Here is a 14,824-nt window from a genome sequence, read left to right on the forward strand (position 1 = left end):
CAACTACATAAAGAAGGGGAAAGGAGGCGGTTGTACCGTGAATCCAGCCATATATGGATGTGCAGTGCTGATTGCCGCTGCTTTTGTGACCGATATCCGGACGATGAAGATCCCGAATAAGCTAAATTTCAGCGCAATTATCGCGGGGATAACCTTCCACGGAATTTGGGCCGGCTGGTCCGGGCTCGCGTTTGCAGGGAAAGGGATGGCTGCCGGATTCCTGGTGCTGCTCGTCATGTACTGGATGGGCGCGGTCGGAGCCGGAGATGTGAAGCTGTTTGCCGGGATCGGTGCCTGGATGGGCGCTCTGTTTGCGGTTCAGTGCGTGGTTTATTCGGTCATCTTTGCGGGAATTATCGGGCTGTTGATCTCCTTGTGGAGGAGGGACGCAATGAAGCGACTGCGCCAAGCCGCCGGAAGCCTGTCCGGATTTATTGTATTAAGGAGTCTGACCAGCTTGAGGGGAAATCGGAAAGAGCAGCTTCATTTTCCGTTTATGCTTGCCGTGCTGCCTGGCTTTGTATGCGTGTGCATGTATTTGTGATTCTCGAGTTTACGAAGTGATAAGTTTCTAGAGATGGTTTTTGGAGGTGAACACCGGTTTGGAGTCGCTGATGCGTGACTTTATTCAACATGACGGAACCTTTATGGTCATTGGCCCTGCTGAAGGGTACCGTCCCGATGAATTAAACAATATAGAGTTATCTATGATTTCGGCCTCCCGGATTGCCAGATTTCTTCCGCTGCGCCTGAAGGAGATGGATCTCCGGGTAACACTCCAGTATGACATTACAGGCAAGAAGATGCTGTCCCATGTGCTGAGGGGAGAGAGGCTCAGCATGCCGGATTATTACGGGCTTTTGTGCCAGGTGGCCGGGACGCTGGAAGAGAGCAAGTCTTACATGCTGCAGCCGGATAAGTATGTGCTGGATGAGGATTACATCTTCGTTGACGGATCCCTGCACTCGGGAACGCTTTATTTTACATATGTTCCACTAGAGGAGCCGTTTCAGGATAAGCCGCTGCGAATCCGATTGAAGGAATTAGTCACGCGGCTGATGGCCACGGTCCAGGAGCTAAAGGGAAACGGTGTTCAAAGACTGCTTCAATTCACCGGAGGCGAGGACTTTTCGGTCTCCGGCTTTAAAAAGCTCCTGCTCGAACTGTTAACCGCCGAGGAGGATGATGGACATGGATATGCTGACCATCCGGGAGGCGGCCAGCCGTTAGAAGGGTATCAGGATCATATTCAGCAGGCTGACAGACAAGGGTTGCCAGGTGGCAGTCGTGTTTCGGGAAAAGGAATAAGAGAAGCAGAAGATTCTGCAGCGGGCAGCGGGGTTCCTTTTCAGGCGGCAAGAACAAATGCACGGGCAGCCGAAGGGGATCGGCTGCGGTCCATGCCGATGCGGCAGGCAGACCGACAGAGTCCCGAAAGGGACTCCTTTCCGGGAGTGGGCGGGCTTCAGGAAGCGTTTGACCATTGGAACCGGAATCCGGACCGTGACGATGTCTTAGACTCAAACGATGAGAGGGAAGCAAACGGAAAGTCTGGTGGAAAGATCTATATTGCTTTGGGCTGTCTATTATGTGCCGCCGTCATCTGGCGGATGATTTATATGCCGAAACCCACGACAAGCTCGCTGCTGATCAGTATCTTATTGACGATTCTGCTTGGTGTGGCGGCTTGGCTTAGCTGGTCTGGAAAGCTAAAACTGGGCCGTTCTGCGCAGCAAACGATGGAGGGAGAAATCCCGGATTTCGGATCGGGTGAAATCGACGATGATCGCCGTGCGGCTTCACGGAAGAGAATCCCACGTTTTCAGGTGGAGCAGCTGACCGGCTGGTTCGGCAAAGGCAGCAGACGAAAGGATCGCGATGATGACGATCACGGAACAGAGGATGCGGAACCGGATTGGAAGTGGAAGTTTTCGCAGGATTTACTTGCAGCATCAACAGGTATTGAGCTGAGGGGAGGAGGGCAGAGGACGAGCGAGACAAGCGGACCCAGCTACTCGGCGGTGGGCTCTAACAAAAAGGGGCTCGGGCTGGGGAGCGGGGTTGGGATCGGACAGGAAGGTCGGGTTGGTCGGGAAAATCGGGAAAATCGGGAAGGTCGGGGAGGTCGGGAAACTTCGGCCGACCGGGAACATTATTCGGACATCCGGCAGCGTCTGTGGAGCCACCTTGAGGCTGAGGCTATCCATGCACCCGGGGTTGAATGTGCGGCCAACGAGCATGCTGGATCGGATGGAAGCGCCGGACACGATTTCCGTTTGAAGGAAGGACAGGCTATGTCCGGTACCGGACGAAGTAATGCGACTGTACTTCTATCTGCGCCTGTGGATGGTGCTGCTGGAGGGAAAAGCCGACGCTCCGGCAGTCCCGGCTATTATTTGATTCGCGAAGGGGAGGGGCGCCCCTCCGAACGGATCGAGCTGACGCTGCCGCACTTCGTGATCGGAAGGTCGGAAGAGGTTGCCCAGTATGTAGAAGTCTCAACAGGCACCTCACGTGCGCATGTCGAGCTGGCCAGAGGCAAGGACGGCGGATACCTGATCAAGGATCTGGGCTCCCGCAACGGAACCAAGCTGCATGGAGAGCCTATGGTGCCCTACAAGGAGTATCCGCTGAAAGATGGGGACACCTTCACCATCATCAGTGGAGTCTATACGTTCAAGGTATCCTGAGATCCCTCGTAGAACGTTTATCCCTGCTCGTTGGCAAGGTCGTTCAGAGCCTCCTGAAGGCGGGGATACCGGAATTTAAAGCCCAGCTCGAGCGCCTTGGCCGGAAGAATGCGCTGGCCTTCCAAGATGATTAAGGATTGTTCGCCAAGAACGGCCTTCATCATCACGGCGGGTACCGGAAACCAATGAGGCCGATGATACGCACGGCCAACGGCTTGCCCGAATTGATCATTAGTAACCGGCTCAGGTGCCGTGGCGTTTACCGGACCCTCGGCCTCCGGATGCGTCATGCAAAACTCGATCAGCCGGACGATGTCTTCCAGATGAATCCAGGACAGCCACTGCCGGCCGCTGCCGATTTTGCCGCCGACCGCCAGCCTGTAGGGGAGGCGCATGATCGGGAAGGCTCCGCCCTGATTTCCAAGCACGACACCGATGCGCAGCTTGACGAGCCGTACGCCCCGGATGCTGTCGGCAGCGTCTTCCCACCGGCTGACGACATCCGAAGGAAAATCCATGACCCGTTTCGGACTGTTCTCGTCAAAGGTGTCGGTCCATGAGGTGCCGTAGACGGCAATAGCTGAGGCCTGAATGACGACCCCGGGCTTGCTGTGCAGCTCCTCCACGAGCTTGGTGACGGCAGCCACGGTAGTGAGGCGGGAGCGGATGATGCTTTCCTTTGCCTTGGCGGTCCACCGCTGGCTTAATGAAGAACCGGCCAAGTTGACCAGCGCATCGATGCCCTCCATCAATTCGGGATGGCTCGCAATCTCATCCCACGTATACAACACCAGCCTAGGGTCGCGTTTATGATCGGGCAGAAGCTTGCGGGTGACCACAGTCACCTCGTGTCCGTTCTTGAGCAAATGCTCTGATAGCGCGCTGCCGATAAAGCCGGTACCTCCGCAAATGGCGACTCTCATCCGATCCTCTCCTCCGAAGTTGATTTCATTTTATGATATGTATATAAATAACCCCCGGCAGAGATCAGACTGTCGAAATGAACCCATTTCTTCAATGTGAGCACTCCTGCACGGGGGTGTTCCTTCTATAAAGCGCTATTCTATTTCCCGTTCCCGGGTCTTCGGAAAAGGTCCTGAAAACCCGGTCCCAGCTGCGGATTATTTGTCCATCAGATGCTTGTAAGGCGTATAGTCAATTTGGTTCTTGTTCAAAAAGGCCACCAGGAATTTATTATCCCGTTTTGGCGTTGCTTTGATATATCCTTGGATGCAGTGATCCTGCGTCACTTCCTTGGCTCCGCTCTCCACCGCAATTTTTCCGATTTCGGCTGCAATCGAATGCTTGGCGATATCCCGGAAGGGACCCGGTACCGGCTTCACCAGTTTGTCCAAAAACGCCTTGGATTCGTCCGTCCACAGATGCCGGCTGGTTTCGACCCAGTAATTCTGCCAGTCCAGCTTGGACTTGCCGTCATTCTTCGGCAGCACCTTCAGAAATTTGCGGATCATAAAATATCCGCCGATCACCATGCACACAAGCAAAATGATGGCCCACACAAATATGGAATTCATAAACGTGTTGGACGGCGCCGTTGCAGTCAGCAACTTTGTGCCCAGTGAACTATGCATATTTTCACCTCTATAAATCGTTTATCGCAGTTATATTCCATTCTTTAGAATTATAACGCATTTATAGATTTATTTCATTATCCACGATAAAATAAGGGATAATTCGTTTAAGGGGGATAAACCATGCTCAAAATTGGTTCTCACGTGTCCTTTTCGGACAAGGGCCTGTTAACTGCAACCAAAGAAGCGGACACCTATGGATCGAGTTCGTTTATGATATATACGGGCGCACCGCAGAATACGCGGCGTAAGCCCATTGAATCGATGTACATCGAAGAAGGCAAAGCCCAAATGAAGGAGAGCGGCATCGACGAAATCGTCGTTCACGCGCCCTACATTATTAACCTCGGCTCTTATAAGTCGAATACGTTTGAGCTCGCCGTAAACTTTTTGCAGGAGGAAATCCGCCGGACCCATGCTATCGGGGTCAAAAACATCGTGCTGCATCCCGGCGCCTACACCGACATGGATGCCGAATACGGCATTCAGCGCATCGCCGACGGCTTGAATGAAGTGCTCGACGGAACCAACGAGACGGAGGTTCATATCGCGCTGGAGACGATGGCCGGCAAAGGCACGGAGATGGGACGCACGTTCGACGAAATCGCCCGCATGATCGACAAGGTGAAGCACAACGAACGCCTGACGATCTGCATGGACACCTGCCACATTCATGACGCCGGTTATGATATCGTGGACGACCTTGATGGCGTGCTGGAAGAGTTCGACCGGATCATCGGTCTGAACCGGATCGGCGTTGTTCATATCAATGACAGCAAAAATCCGCGCGGCGCCGCCAAAGACCGTCATACGCCCATCGGATCCGGCTGGATCGGCTTTGACGCCATCAACCGCGTTGTCCACCACGAGAAGCTGCAAGGGCTCCCGTTCATTCTGGAAACGCCGTGGATCGGCAAGGATGCGAAGACGCAGCGGCCGATGTACGAGGTGGAGATTGCGCTGCTTCGCGGCAATGTCGGCGAACGCTTCGGCTCTGAGTTCCTTGGCCAGGTTGAACAGCTGCATTCTTTCTTTGGCAAACAGGAAGTCGATCCACGCCAATATGTGCTGGACGTGTGGAATGTGCTGAAAACCGACGCCAAGGCGAAGAAGGCCGATCCGCGCGAGCCGATGGAGCGCCTGTACGACATGATTATCGAAGCGGGACTGTTCCCTGAGCTCAGCGAGGAGCAGATCAATCTGCGCCTGACCGCCTGGTTTGCGGGTAAAGGGATTTTGGCGTAAGCCGAATGGAATCACAGAGGGGCCATACGGTTCAAGAGAGAGAACACGAGAGAGAGGAATGGATTTACACATGGAATTGCACGTCAAAAAAGAAAACAACACGGGAAGTGCGCACGCCAACCGCGCAAGAATGCTGATTTCATGTCCGGATGGACCGGGGATCGTGGCGGCGGTATCGCATTTTCTGCATCAACATGGCGCGAATATCGTCCAATCGGACCAATATACGATGGATCCTGAAGGCGGCATGTTCTTTATGCGCGTTGAATTCGACCTGCCGGAGCTGGAGAAGAGGCTGCCGGAGCTGGAAAGCCAATTCAGCGAAGTGGCATCGACCTTCCGGATGGATTGGAAAATGCAGAACGTCAGCCGTAAGAAGAAGCTGGCCATTTTCGTATCCAAGGAAGACCATTGTCTGGTCGAGCTGCTGTGGCAGTGGCAGGCCGGCGACCTGGATGCCGAAATCGCCATGGTGGTCAGCAACCATCCGGATATGAAGGAATATGTGGAATCGTTTGGCATTCCGTACCATCACATTCCGGTGACGGCGGATACGAAGAAGGAAGCGGAGCAGCGCCAGCTTGAAGTCGTGGGCGGTGACATCGACGTGATCATCCTCGCCCGGTATATGCAGATCGTTTCACCGTTCTTTATCGAGCATTACCGCAACCGGATCATCAACATCCACCATTCGTTCCTGCCGGCCTTCGTCGGCGGTAAACCGTATGCCCAAGCCTATCAGCGCGGGGTGAAGATCATCGGGGCGACCGCGCACTACGTGACGGAGGAACTGGATGGGGGACCGATCATCGAGCAGGACGTTCAGCGGGTCAGCCACCGTGATGATGTCAGCGAGCTGAAGCGGATCGGCCGGACGATCGAGCGTGTCGTGCTGGCGCGTGCGGTGAAATGGCATATCGAGGACCGCATTCTGGTGCACGAGAACAAGACGGTCGTTTTTAACGGGTAACCCGCAATAGACAGGCACCCTTGGCGCGAACTATAGCGCAGGCAGCCAGTATCTATGAATCATTGAAAAAATGAATAAAGGCTTTTTGCGTACGAGAAGCGGCTCGCTAGTTTTCAGGAGATGTGACGAGGATGCAGGGTTTGACCCCATCGCGTTCGTCAATAGGATGAATGACATAGAGCTATGGGGATCACCGTGCGCATCAAGCTGTAGGTATGTCCGTCCCGCTCTTCATGGAGCGGGATTTTTTTGTCGATTTAGCCCAGTTCGGACAATTTATCCAAAATTATGAAAATATTTTACCAATTTCGCCGCATCCCTATAGTAGAATGACCAAAGAAGCCTGAGAGAAGAGAGGAGACAATCATGCAATCATTTCGACGTTACATAAGGCGGATCGTACTTCCAGTGCTGCTTACCATATGGGTGCTGCTGCTCCTGCCTGGATGGGGCGCCACCGCGCATGCGGAGGATGACCCTTCCATTTCGCTGAAAACCGAAATCGGCTACAACGGCAAAATGAAAATGGGCAGCTGGAATCCCGTCAAATTCACCCTCACCAGCAGCCAGGATATTTCCGGAGATCTGGTTATCCAGATCGACACCGGACTGGCTCCCGCCACTTACGTCCAGCACGTCGAACTGCCGAAGGGTACGGCCAAGGTCGTCATCATGGGCGTTCCGGGGGACAACTTCACCAAGGATACGAATGAAATCCGCTTTTATAAAAATTCTTTCCAAAAGGGCAAGCGGGTCAGCTTCAGCTCCGGTACGCCTTATTTGAAAGGCATGCCTGTGACGGCCTCCAATGTGGCTGTTCTGTCGGAGGACCCCGACACGATGAATTTTTTAAACGTGCTGCGGAGCAGCGGGTATGACCTGAACGTTCTGCCGCTGAAAGGCACGGATTTGCCTGAGGATCCGATGCTGCTGGACAGCCTTGACGTCATCGTGCTGAACCGTTTTGCCTCGGACACCTTGTCCAAAGGGCAGGCCGCAGCCGTAGAGCAGTGGGTGCGTTCCGGCGGCGAGCTGGTCCTTGCCGGCGGTGCGGCATATCCGAAGTCGGCGGCCGCTTTCGAGCAGATTGCCCCGGTTCAGTATACGGGCACTTACACGGCATCATCCCTTCCGGAGCTCGCCAAGCTGGGCGGCAAGCCGCTGGAGCTGGGCGGTGAGCTCACGCTCTCCGACGCTTCCCCGGTGGAAGGAGGAGAGGTCATGTATCAGGCCGGCGGCAAGCCGCTCATCGCCTCCCGCCAAGTCGAGCAGGGCACCGTGCTGTATGCAGCCTACGATTTGTCGATGGAACCGCTGGCTTCCTGGAGCGGTCATCCGTCGGTGTGGTCGTATCTGCTGCGCGATCACCTGGCGCTGTCCAATCAGCCGAACAACAAATTCAACATGATGCAGAACCAGATGTACAATCTCATCAACGTACTGGATTATTTTCCTTCGCTGAAAATGCCGTCTTTTCCAGTCATGGCCTGGCTGCTCATCGTTTATGCCGTGATTGTGGCGCCGGTGCTGTACTGGATTCTGAAAAAGGCCGACAAGCGCGAATGGGCCTGGTGGATCATTCCGCTCATCGCGGTTATCGCCAGCGGCACCGTCTACATGATCGGAGCGGCTGATAAAACCAAACAGCTCGCCCATACCATCAACATGCTGGAGCTGGACGGCAAGGGCAATGCCTCGGAGGTCAGCGCTTCGGCGTTCTTTACGCCCCGGAGTGGGGAGTTCACGATTGATTTTCCGGCACATACCTATCTGACGGTTGATCGGACCAACGGGGCTTTCAGCAGCTCGAACCGTTCGAACAGCTTTGTGGAGGTCGGTGATCAGTCGACCCGATTAACCTTGAGTGATATGCCGCAGTGGTCCCTCGCGAAGGTATGGTCCAATCGCCGGGAGAACCGGAAGGTCGGCCAGTTCGATGTGAAGATCCAGCTGGATGCCAAGGGGAACATCGGAGGGCAGGTGACGAACAACACTTCCTATAATCTGAATCATGCGGTGCTGGCGCTAGGCGGAAGCCTGTTTGAGCTCGGCGACTTCGGCAAAGGGGAAACCAAGCCGCTGTCGGGTGCCAGTAAACCGACCGCCGTTAATCCGTACAATATGGCCAACCAAATCTTTGGCAACCTTACCGGAGGCCAGGCGGACGAGTTTACGCGGGAACGCGAAATTCTGATGACCACGGTTCCGAACACGGCATGGTATCAGTCAGGCTCCTACGTGATGGCCTGGAGCAAAGATCCGCTGGTCAGCTACACCATGGAGGGCAAGAAGCTGGAAGGCAATCAGCTGAACCTGTGGGCACAGCCCGTTTCCATCGACTGGGCGCAGAACGGAAAGCTCAACATTCCTTTCGGGTTTATTCAGCCGAAGGTTACGCAGATATCGTCACCGGGATGGTATGAAGATCCAAGCGGGACCACCGAAATGGACCAAGGCAGCATCACCTTCGAGTACACGGTGCCTGCGCTGAAGCAGGGTGCCTCTGCCGTGCTGACTCTCCGTGCGAACAACCCCGGGAAGAAAACGGAATACCGGATTTTCAACAATGACAAACAGACGTGGGACCCGGTAACCTGGGATGCCACCAAGCAGTGGAAGGCTGAGAAGAACGTCCAACAATACTTGGCGGGCGGCCGGATTCGCCTGATGCTGACAGCCCAGGAGCATGTCCAGTTGAAACTTCCGGAGATCAGTCTGAAGGGGGCGGAGAAGCCATGATCGAAATCGAACATTTAACGAAAACTTATGGGAGCTTTCAAGCGTTAAAAGATATTAATATGTACATTCCGCAGGGAACGGTTTTTGGATTCGTTGGTCCGAACGGGGCCGGAAAATCGACGACGATGTCGATCCTGGCCACGCTTATGCTGCCCACTTCGGGCACCGCGCGGGTAGACGGTTTTGAAGTGACCGAAAACCCCAAGGAGGTCCGAAAAAGAATCGGCTACATGCCGGATTTCTTCGGGGTCTATGACCAGCTGAAAACGACGGAGTACCTGCATTTTTACGGGGCCAGCTACAACATCCCGCGCGGGGAGCGGGACAAATTAATTCCCCAGCTGCTGGAGCTCGTCAACCTGAGCGACAAAGCGGACACCTACGTCGACAGCCTGTCCCGGGGGATGAAGCAGCGGCTGTGCCTGGCCAGATGCCTGGTGCATGACCCTAAGGTGCTCATTCTCGACGAACCGGCATCCGGGCTTGACCCGCGGGCGCGAATCGAAATGCGCGAAATTTTGAAGGAACTGAAGCTGATGGGCAAAACGATCATCATCTCCTCGCACATCCTGCCCGAGCTGGCGGAAATGGTCGATGAAATCGGCGTCATTGAGCACGGGCAAATGGTCGCCCAAGGCCGGGTGGCCGATATCCAGAATCGTCTTCGTGTCAAAAAAGTGCTGCACATCCGTTCGCTGGATAAGGAAGAGGAGCTTGCGGCGAGGCTGCGGGACGAACCTTTCGTCAGCGGCGTGCTTGCCGACAACACCGGCATCCATGTTCATTTCGGCGGTGGGGATGAGGATCAAAGAGCCCTGCTTCAAAGAATCGTCTCTTGGGGTTACCCCGTACTGTCGTTTCACGAGGCGCAGACCAATCTGGAAGACGTATTCCTCGAAATTACGAAAGGAGGGCCCGCGACATGAATTGGACGCGAAAATGGATCAATCCCGTGCTGGATAAGGAATTCCGGCTGCGGATGCGGACCCCCCGGTCGGCGATTTCCCTGATGGTGTATATTTTGGTTCTCGGGCTGATCGCCCTGGGTTTTATTTATGTCAGCATGTACCTCGGGAACGGCGGCGGGCAGACCCGATTCAACTCGGGCATGGGCCAGATCATGTTCTATGTGCTGAGCTTTGCCCAGCTGGTGCTGATCGCATTCATGGCACCGGCGCTGACGGCTGGCGTCATCAGCAGCGAACGGGAAAAGCAGACGCTCAGCATGCTGCTAACCACCCAACAGAGCTCGTCGACGATCATTTTGAGCAAGCTGGTATCCTCGCTCAGCTTTATGGCCTTGATCGTGGTAGCGACGCTGCCGGTATACAGCATCGTATTTATGTATGGCGGCATCTCCCTGAATCAGCTGGTCTCACTATTCCTGTTCTATCTGTTCATTATGCTGATGCTGGGATCGCTGGGGGTTCTTTTCTCCACGCTGCTGAAGCGGACGATGATCTCCGTGATCGTGACTTATGGCGTTGGATTGTGCATCTTTTTGCTGACGGGACTGCTGTATCTGTTCGCCCTGAGCTTGGTTCAGAGACAAAATGCACAATCAGTGCTGCAGCCGGATTACTCCTGGGTTGGTTATATCCTTGGCCTGAATCCGGCGGCGGCGCTGATCAGCTTATTCGAACCGAGCTTTTCCAAACAGGCTTTCCTCGTCCGGGGAACGACGCTCAACGCGGATGCGCCGATTCAGCTGTGGCAGGAATTTGTGGTGGTGTACAGCGTGGTCATCATCGTGTCGCTCTGGATCAGCATCCGCCGGATTCGCCCGGTTCGCCGGAGGAGGAAGCAGGCAGAGACAGACGGCACGGGTGGCGGAGCAACGATGGAGCCCGTGAAGTAAGTACTGGACGGGACTTAAAGAAAGCAGGACGGGATGATAAGGACACTGGCCGAGTATTTTATCCATTAAAAAGGAGGTGGAAACCATGGACCCGATCATGCAGGCGATTCACCGGGCCCGCGCCCGTCTGCAGGTCTTCAGAATGCTGAGGTATTTGGCATATGGGTTGTCCTGCGGACTGATCGCAGCGCTGCTTCTCCTGCTCGCCGCCAGGCTGTGGCCGATTCCTTTCTACCAGCTGGCGGCTGCCGGGCTTGCGGTAGCAGGAGCGGCCGCCGGTCTGGCCACCGGGCTGCTGCACCGCATCCGTGTGAAGGAAGCGGCTGAAGCGATGGATCTCGCCAGCGGCAGCGCGGAGCGAAGCGACATGATGGTGACCGCATTGTCTTTTGCCGGGAACGATTCGGCGGCGGCCCGATGGCAGCGGACCCAGGCGGCCGAATACGGACGCCTGTTTGCGGCACAGATGAAGACAAGGCTGAGAAGGCCGAAGCTGACGAAATGGTGGGCTGGCTGCGGCGGGGGGCTTGCCGTATGCCTTGCTCTGGTGCTGCTGCCGAGCCCGATGGATGACAAGCTTGCCCAGGCGGCGGAGCAGAAGCAGTGGGTTCAGGAGCAGCAGAAGAAAACGGAAGATCTGGTGAAAGAGCTCGAAACGAAGAAGCTGGATCTGACGGCGAAAAAACCGCTGGACGGCCACCTCAAGACGCTGCAAAAGGAACTGGACGGGACCAAGGATCCGGACCGGGCCTTGGAGCAGCTGGAGAAAACGATGAAGGCGATGGAGCAGACGGCCAAACAGCAGGAAGAGAAGGCGCAGAATCTGTCGGAGCTGGGCCGGAAGATGCAGCAGACGCCCCAGCTGTCTTCCATCGGGAAGAGCCTGGAGCAGAAGGATCAGGCTGCGATGAAAAAAGCGCTGGACCAGCTGAAGCAGCAGATCCGGAAGCTGTCGCCGGAAGAGAAGGAGCAGCTGCGGGAGGCTCTGAAGAAGATGGCCGAAGAGGCCGGGAAGAAACAGGACACCAAGGCCCTTCAAGAAGCGCTCAACAAAGCGGAGCAGGCACTGGCCGGCACGGATCCTTCCAAGCTGGACGAAGCCCTGAAAGGGCTGGAGGAAGAGCTGGCCAAAGCGATTGCCGCGAGCCAGGCGTCTTCCAGCCAATCCGACGCCGCTTCGGCATTGGCCGCAAGCCTGGCATCTCAGGGGCTCGGCCTGGCTTCGCAAATGACGGCGGCCGGCATGCCCGTATCGGATGCCTGGGCCACCGGCGGTGCGGCGGAACAGCTGGCCCTGGCGGATTCGGCCGGGATGGGCGAACCTTCGGACAGCGGCGGAGGCGATCCATCGGAGCCGATTGACGGGGCGGGCCAAGGTAATAGTCCCGGCCAGGGATCCGGCAATGGATCCGGAAGCGGATCCGGTTCCGGCGCAGGTCAAGGCGGATCCGGACGCGGCGGCTCGGGCCAGGGGCCGGGAGGTTCCGGCGCAGGCCTCGGCCAAGGCGGACGCGAGCTCGTCACGACGCCGCGCGAGTTTGCGGGCAAAGGGAATGTGCAGGCGGACAAAGGTCCGATTCAAGGCGGCGGCGGAACGGTCCAGAAAGGCGGCGTCGCTCCGGGAGTCGAGGGAGCGAGCCGTCCTTACGAGGAAGTATACAAAGAATATGAGGCCGAGGCTAAAAAGTCGCTGGGGCGCAGCGACCTGCCGCAGCAGATGCAGGGCCTGGTCGAGGAATATTTTACGGGAATCAATCCGAATCCCTGATCTACAATTGAGGAGGAAGGCTAATGCTGGATACGCAAATTCAACCGGAAGCTTGGAAAGAGACGATATCCCGGGTACGGGAGCAGATCGCCGAGGTGATCGTTGGCCAGCAGGAGGTCGTCGAGCAGATGCTGTGGTGCATCTTCGCAGGAGGCCACGCCCTTCTGGAAGGCATTCCCGGCCTAGGCAAGACGATGCTGGTCCGTACGATTGCCGACACGCTCGACCTGTCGTTCTCGCGCATCCAGTTTACGCCGGATTTAATGCCAAGCGACATTACGGGGACGCAGGTCATTTCTTTCGGCCGTCAGGGGGAAACCTCGATGTCTTTTCAGCGCGGGCCGCTCTTCAGCAGCATCGTGCTGGCGGACGAGATCAACCGGGCGACCCCGAAAACGCAGAGCGCTTTGCTCGAGGCGATGCAGGAGAAAACGGTGACGGTTGGCAGCGAGACGCACGTTCTGCCGAAACCGTTCTTCGTCCTGGCGACGCAAAACCCGCTTGAAAACGAAGGAACCTATCCGCTGCCGGAAGCCCAGCTGGACCGGTTCCTGCTCAAAATTCTCGTGCCGTATCCGGGAAGCGAGGAGTTGAAGGAAATCGTCCGGCGGACAACGACGAACCGCCAGCCAGAGGTGCGGAAGCAGGCCGGTGCCGCTGAGCTGCTGGAAATCCAGCAGGGAGCAAGAGAAGTGCTGGTCTCCGATGAAGTGCTGGATTATGCGGCCAGGCTGCTGATGATGACCCATCCGGAAGAGGCGTCGGCGCCGGAGGGCATCAAGAAGTACGTGCGCTTCGGTTCGGGGCCGCGCGGCATCCAGTCGATCATTTCGGCGGGGAAGGTCCGGGCGGTCTGCCAAGGCAGGATGCACCTGTCCACCGGCGATATCCATGCCGTCGCGGTGCCGGCACTGCGGCACCGGATATTTTTGAACTTTGAAGGCCAGGCCATGGGCATTACGACGGACCAGGTGATCCGCGAAATGCTCGAGCGGGCGGAGGCGCAGGGATGAGCGCGGAATACCTGCTGCCCCCGGACTGGATGGTCCGGCTGGAGCGGATGAGCCTTGGCTCTGCGAAGCGTGTGGCCGGTACCTTGCAGGGCAAGCGGCGCTCCAGCCGGCTCGGCTCTTCGCTCGAATTCGCCGATTACCGGCCTTACGCTCCCGGGGATGACATCCGCCGGTTCGACTGGGGCGTGTATGCGCGGACAGGCAAGCCGTTCGTCCGGCAGTTTATGGACGAGCAGGAGCTAATAGTCAGCCTGTACGTGGACTGTTCGGCATCGATGGATTTTGCAGGCGGAACCCGGGGACGGGAAGGGGATGGGAATGAAGCGATTCCCTCCAAGCTGCGGTATGCGAAGCAGCTGGCCGCCAGCATCGGATATGTTGCGCTGTGCTCTTACGAACGGCTGCAGGCCTGCTGCTTCAGCAGCCAGATCGACGCCCGCCTGCCCGTGCTCCGCGGGCGCGGGGCGGCCCACCGGCTGTTTCGGTTTTTTCAGGACGCGGCCCCCGGAGAAGAAGGAAGCCTCGCGGCCGCCTTCGGCGCACCGGGAGCGATGCCCAGACTGCCGGGGATGACCTGGATCTTCTCGGACTTTTGGCTGGATGAACGGGAGGAGGATCTCGGGCTGATGCTGAGCCGGCTAAGAGGGGCGGGGCAGGAGGTCGTACTCGTTCAGGTGCTGGCCCCGGAGGAAATCGACCCGGCCTACAGCGGCGACCTAAGACTGATCGACAGCGAGCTGGGCACCGGGAAGGATATCGCCTTCACCGGCAAAGTGTTACGGGCCTACCAGGACGAGCTTGAACGGTATCAGGAATACCTGATGAAGCTGGCTGCAGATCGCGGCATGACCTTCATCCGGGTTTCGACAGATATGAGCCTGCAAAAGGCGGTGTTTGGCGTAATGGCGGAAGCAGGTCTCGTCATCGCTTGACGAGCTTGGCTTACAGA

General features: G+C 56.7%; 12 protein-coding genes. 10 read left to right on the forward strand and 2 right to left on the reverse strand.

The features are described 5' to 3' along the window. Positions 1–37: 37 nt before the first annotated feature. Together KI379_RS01165 and KI379_RS01170 are read left to right on the forward strand one after the other, a co-directional pair. A complete protein-coding gene (locus KI379_RS01165; protein ID WP_280518741.1) occupies positions 38–544 on the forward strand; it encodes an A24 family peptidase in 507 nt (168 codons plus the stop codon). 46 nt (positions 545–590) lie between these two features. Continuing rightward, positions 591–2,690: a DUF6382 domain-containing protein gene (locus tag KI379_RS01170; RefSeq protein WP_212982486.1), complete on the forward strand. Its 2,100-nt coding sequence runs from the start codon at positions 591–593 to the stop codon at positions 2,688–2,690. 17 nt (positions 2,691–2,707) lie between these two features. Here KI379_RS01170 and KI379_RS01175 read toward each other — a convergent pair whose 3' ends face one another. Both KI379_RS01175 and KI379_RS01180 read right to left on the reverse strand, forming a co-directional pair. Then, entirely contained in the window at positions 2,708–3,613 is a 906-nt protein-coding gene (locus KI379_RS01175; protein WP_212982488.1) for a TIGR01777 family oxidoreductase, read from the reverse strand. Between the two features lie 198 nt (positions 3,614–3,811). Then, positions 3,812–4,282: a DUF2621 family protein gene (locus KI379_RS01180; protein WP_076173462.1), complete on the reverse strand. Its 471-nt coding sequence runs from the start codon at positions 4,280–4,282 to the stop codon at positions 3,812–3,814. Between the two features lie 123 nt (positions 4,283–4,405). Between KI379_RS01180 and KI379_RS01185 the strand changes: the two genes are divergently transcribed. From KI379_RS01185 to KI379_RS01220, 8 genes are all read left to right on the forward strand, one after another. After that, the gene (locus tag KI379_RS01185; protein ID WP_089545523.1) at positions 4,406–5,527 is read left to right on the forward strand and encodes a deoxyribonuclease IV; all 1,122 of its coding nucleotides are present in this window, start codon (positions 4,406–4,408) and stop codon (positions 5,525–5,527) included. A 70-nt stretch (positions 5,528–5,597) separates the two neighbouring features. Next, positions 5,598–6,497: a formyltetrahydrofolate deformylase gene (purU, locus tag KI379_RS01190; RefSeq protein ID WP_076173460.1), complete on the forward strand. Its 900-nt coding sequence runs from the start codon at positions 5,598–5,600 to the stop codon at positions 6,495–6,497. 366 nt (positions 6,498–6,863) lie between these two features. After that, positions 6,864–9,236: a DUF7408 domain-containing protein gene (locus KI379_RS01195; protein WP_212982490.1), complete on the forward strand. Its 2,373-nt coding sequence runs from the start codon at positions 6,864–6,866 to the stop codon at positions 9,234–9,236. Next, positions 9,233–10,162 carry an ABC transporter ATP-binding protein gene (locus KI379_RS01200; protein WP_212982492.1) on the forward strand — a complete coding sequence of 310 codons (930 nt, stop codon included), beginning with the start codon at positions 9,233–9,235 and terminating at the stop codon, positions 10,160–10,162. Before KI379_RS01195 ends, KI379_RS01200 begins: the two co-directional genes overlap by 4 nt. After that, positions 10,159–11,094, forward strand: a complete 936-nt coding sequence (locus KI379_RS01205) for an ABC transporter permease (protein ID WP_212982494.1) — start codon at positions 10,159–10,161, stop codon at positions 11,092–11,094. The genes KI379_RS01200 and KI379_RS01205 overlap by 4 nt, the downstream gene beginning before the upstream one ends. An 85-nt stretch (positions 11,095–11,179) precedes the next feature. Then, on the forward strand, positions 11,180–12,862 hold the full coding sequence (locus tag KI379_RS01210) for a phage tail tape measure protein (RefSeq protein WP_212982496.1): 1,683 nt from the start codon (positions 11,180–11,182) through the stop codon (positions 12,860–12,862). A gap of 23 nt (positions 12,863–12,885) precedes the next feature. Continuing rightward, a complete protein-coding gene (locus KI379_RS01215) occupies positions 12,886–13,875 on the forward strand; it encodes an AAA family ATPase (protein ID WP_212982498.1) in 990 nt (329 codons plus the stop codon). Next, a complete protein-coding gene (locus KI379_RS01220) occupies positions 13,872–14,807 on the forward strand; it encodes a DUF58 domain-containing protein (protein ID WP_212982500.1) in 936 nt (311 codons plus the stop codon). The genes KI379_RS01215 and KI379_RS01220 overlap by 4 nt, the downstream gene beginning before the upstream one ends. Positions 14,808–14,824: the final 17 nt, after the last annotated feature.

The sequence above is a fragment of the Paenibacillus cineris genome, assembly GCF_018333335.1.
GTDB lineage: Bacteria > Bacillota > Bacilli > Paenibacillales > Paenibacillaceae > Paenibacillus_AQ > Paenibacillus_AQ favisporus.

What these genes read in the sequence shown, in the direction of transcription:
- KI379_RS01210 (WP_212982496.1), top strand. Translation starts at nt 11,180, where the DNA reads ATGGACCCGATCATGCAGGCGATTCACCGGGCCCGCGCCCGTCTGCAG.
- KI379_RS01195 (WP_212982490.1), top strand. Translation starts at nt 6,864, where the DNA reads ATGCAATCATTTCGACGTTACATAAGGCGGATCGTACTTCCAGTGCTG.
- KI379_RS01215 (WP_212982498.1), top strand. Translation starts at nt 12,886, where the DNA reads ATGCTGGATACGCAAATTCAACCGGAAGCTTGGAAAGAGACGATATCC.
- KI379_RS01200 (WP_212982492.1), top strand. Translation starts at nt 9,233, where the DNA reads ATGATCGAAATCGAACATTTAACGAAAACTTATGGGAGCTTTCAAGCG.
- KI379_RS01175 (WP_212982488.1), bottom strand. Translation starts at nt 3,613, where the DNA reads ATGAGAGTCGCCATTTGCGGAGGTACCGGCTTTATCGGCAGCGCGCTA.
- KI379_RS01180 (WP_076173462.1), bottom strand. Translation starts at nt 4,282, where the DNA reads ATGCATAGTTCACTGGGCACAAAGTTGCTGACTGCAACGGCGCCGTCC.
- KI379_RS01185 (WP_089545523.1), top strand. Translation starts at nt 4,406, where the DNA reads ATGCTCAAAATTGGTTCTCACGTGTCCTTTTCGGACAAGGGCCTGTTA.
- purU (WP_076173460.1), top strand. Translation starts at nt 5,598, where the DNA reads ATGGAATTGCACGTCAAAAAAGAAAACAACACGGGAAGTGCGCACGCC.
- KI379_RS01205 (WP_212982494.1), top strand. Translation starts at nt 10,159, where the DNA reads ATGAATTGGACGCGAAAATGGATCAATCCCGTGCTGGATAAGGAATTC.
- KI379_RS01220 (WP_212982500.1), top strand. Translation starts at nt 13,872, where the DNA reads ATGAGCGCGGAATACCTGCTGCCCCCGGACTGGATGGTCCGGCTGGAG.